The organism is Shewanella sp. Sh95 (genome assembly GCF_001308045.1).
In the GTDB taxonomy this organism is placed as follows: domain Bacteria; phylum Pseudomonadota; class Gammaproteobacteria; order Enterobacterales; family Shewanellaceae; genus Shewanella; species Shewanella xiamenensis.
On the sequence record NZ_LGYY01000049.1, the window covers coordinates 1 to 2872 of the forward strand.

Consider the following 2872-nt stretch of genomic DNA (forward strand, 5'->3'; position numbering starts at 1 on the left):
CTTTACCTGTGAGGCTTTTACCTGATTGCAGATCTTTAAGGGCTTGTTCGAAGTTAAAAGGTTGGGTCATGTGTCATTCCTGTTTTTGAATATTTTACTGAAATGACACAGAATTATGAACACTACCTTCCCAAGAGTTATTGTGTCAGTAATATAACCTGTTGCCTGTTTCAACATACTTTCACCCAGAGAAACAGAGGTTTCTTGTGATAGTGAAGGTATAGATACATTTTGCATAGGTATTGAAGGTTGTGTAGAGGCACATCCTCCCAAAAGGACTACAGATAAACTTACGAACTTCAATGTATTATCCATATTGTTAATTCCATATAATGAAAGTTACGAGTTGGTGTGCGAAATATAATCGGGCAAGTGAAACATTACAATGAGTAAGATCAAGTTATTAATCATATAGCTAATAGATTATCTATTTGATTTTGTGCGGTGATACGCTGAACACTCGATACAGATATATTCAGTTTATGAGCTATAGCAGGTTTAGATAAGCCTTGCTTAATTAGCGATATGACCTCTAATTTCTTTGCCATTGCTGTTGGTTTACGCCCTTTGTACTTTCCATTTTGTTTGGCTAACGCAATTCCTTCTGCTTGTCGCTCTAGCATTAGCTCCCGCTCGAAGGTGGCTATAGCACCCACCATCGTAAGCATCAGCTTTCCTGTTGGTGTCCCTGTATCAATCCCTAGGTTCTGGATTTTCAGGGCGACCTTCTTACCGGACAGGAACTCGGCAATTTCCAACAAGTGGCGGGTGTTCCTTGCCAACCTATCCAGCTTGGTCACGATGACACAATCGCCTTCTCGAACAAACTCTAACATTAACTGAAGTTGTGGCCTGTCGTCCTTAGCACCGCTGATTTTCTCCTGAAATATCTTATCGCAGCTACTCAGAGCATTGAGCTGTGCATCGAGGCTTTGCCCTGTCGTTGATACTCGGGCATATCCAATAATTGCCATAATGGTTCTCCTTAGCTGGTCAATAGGGTCTAGGTTCACTGACCAACCGTGTCAAAAGTCGGAAATGGACCCATGTGACATGGCGTTAGCGGTATTTCTCACCGTGTCACATGGGCTTGGTTTATTGACTATGAATACAAGGTGTTACTCAGCTTCTTGATCTGAGTCACTCACCTCGTTTTCCCATCGTTCTTCATCTGATAAATACCGCTCGACAAAGGCTTGGATGAGGATCGGCACTATGGTCAGTAGTGCTGCTTTAGCGACCGACTTCATTAATTCGCTAATGATGTTTCTCCTGTATGGCTGGCATTCAGGCAGCCGAAAGCCCACCACATGAACCCATGTAGTGATTTTCTGGTTAGTGCTGAATGGAATGGTGTTGGTGGATTAGTCCCAACTGATGGTTATCTGATAGAGATCATCAACCACATAACTTCTGAAGTTGGCTTCCCATAACCGATAAAGACCACTGAAATGGCTTAGCGGGTGAAATCCAACATAAGCCTGATACCCTGAACCCTCTGAGAAGTTGAAGTCGATATCCTTTTCGAGTTCAGGGAAGTAGCGTCCTTGGTAAGCAAAGTCCGTGATATAGCAAACTTGCCACATGCTGGTGGTCTGTGAGTATTCCAAGCGGATTTCGACTGGGTGAAAGCCACCAGCATCGGCAGAGTAGCTTGGGTCACGAAATTTAATCGTCACACCATTACTCACAATGGGCGGCAAATTCTTGAGGAGTAACCGCCGAATGATTTGCGTGAGGCTTAATGTCATCGGCAATAAACTTCTTGCGGCCTTAAGGTCTATCTGAATGGTTGTGGTCATATCCAGCCCCTCTCAGCAAAGGACACCACTTCATGGTGGCCAATCACTAGATGGTCTAAGGCTGGTACATCAATCGTTGCTAAGGCTTCCTTAAGACGCTCTGTGATGCGTCTATCAGCCTGTGATGGTTCAGGTGTGCCAGAGGGATGGTTATGGGCAAATATCGCTGCTGCGGCATTCCTGCTAAGCACTAGCTTCACGACTTCCCTTGGATAAACCGAGGCTGCATCTATGGTGCCAAAGAACAGCTCTTCATAGGCTATCAAGCGGTGCTGGCTATCTAAGAGCATAACGGCGAATACTTCACGCTCGTAGCCACTCATACGTAGACGTAGATAGTCTTTCGTCAGGATTGGTGTCGTGAATGCCGTTTGATATAGGGCAGAGTGACAATAACGATGCTCTATGATCGTGATTGCTTCCCTGATAATAGAATCTTCGCAGTTAGGGGAGGGGATATCGGGTTGATGATATGACATATTAACTCCTAATGTAATGTATTTACTCAGGATTCTTATGCCAGCTTCATTCGTCCGACTTGACTCGGGTATAAGGGATAAAACGGTCAGACATCCTTGTCTTAGTCGGACAATTTCAGTTTTGCGGGATTTGTTCGATCTCCCCATTTTCTAGGGGGATTCTTAGGAATTACTCATATAAAGAAAAGAACTGGTGCGAGTAATTTACCCCTATATAGAGTATTTTCAGACAGAGGAATTGGAATTGTGGTACAAACTTTATAACTTCATGTTTATAAATGATTAAGTTTGTACCACAAATTATGTCTTGTTGTTCCAATGTGCCAATTTTTTGAAACGGCTTGCACATAAAATGTCACTCGCAGGGGAGGCGAAGTACTCTTTGCTCCTTACCATCGATCAACATTTTGCTACGGCGGTATGGCTGTCCCTCTGTATCCAATAACTTCGCAAATTGAGCTAACTGATCTGATCCGCTAACTCTGGACACTTAACTAAGCACTGTGTTTCAGTTCAAAATTCTCAGGGCTTAAATAGCCAAGTGAACTATGCCTTCTGGTTTTGTTGTAATCAACTTCTATGTATTCAAAA

General features: G+C 43.3%; 5 protein-coding genes. All 5 read right to left on the bottom strand.

What is annotated here, in order from left to right; genetic code table 11:
* Positions 1–407: 407 nt before the first annotated feature.
* Positions 408–974 carry a recombinase family protein gene (locus tag AEA42_RS04255; protein WP_055647060.1) on the bottom strand — a complete coding sequence of 189 codons (567 nt, stop codon included), beginning with the start codon at positions 972–974 and terminating at the stop codon, positions 408–410.
* A gap of 144 nt (positions 975–1118) precedes the next feature.
* Positions 1119–1250, bottom strand: a complete 132-nt coding sequence (locus AEA42_RS23015) for a hypothetical protein (RefSeq protein ID WP_280938055.1) — start codon at positions 1248–1250, stop codon at positions 1119–1121.
* 114 nt (positions 1251–1364) lie between these two features.
* Positions 1365–1802 carry a DUF2787 family protein gene (locus AEA42_RS04260; RefSeq protein WP_055647061.1) on the bottom strand — a complete coding sequence of 146 codons (438 nt, stop codon included), beginning with the start codon at positions 1800–1802 and terminating at the stop codon, positions 1365–1367.
* Positions 1799–2281, bottom strand: a complete 483-nt coding sequence (gene radC / locus AEA42_RS04265; RefSeq protein ID WP_055647062.1) for a DNA repair protein RadC — start codon at positions 2279–2281, stop codon at positions 1799–1801. Before radC ends, AEA42_RS04260 begins: the two co-directional genes overlap by 4 nt.
* Positions 2282–2775: 494 nt before the next feature.
* Positions 2776–2872: IS3 family transposase (locus AEA42_RS23085; RefSeq protein ID WP_348625484.1), on the bottom strand; the 97-nt coding region annotated here is incomplete at its 5' end.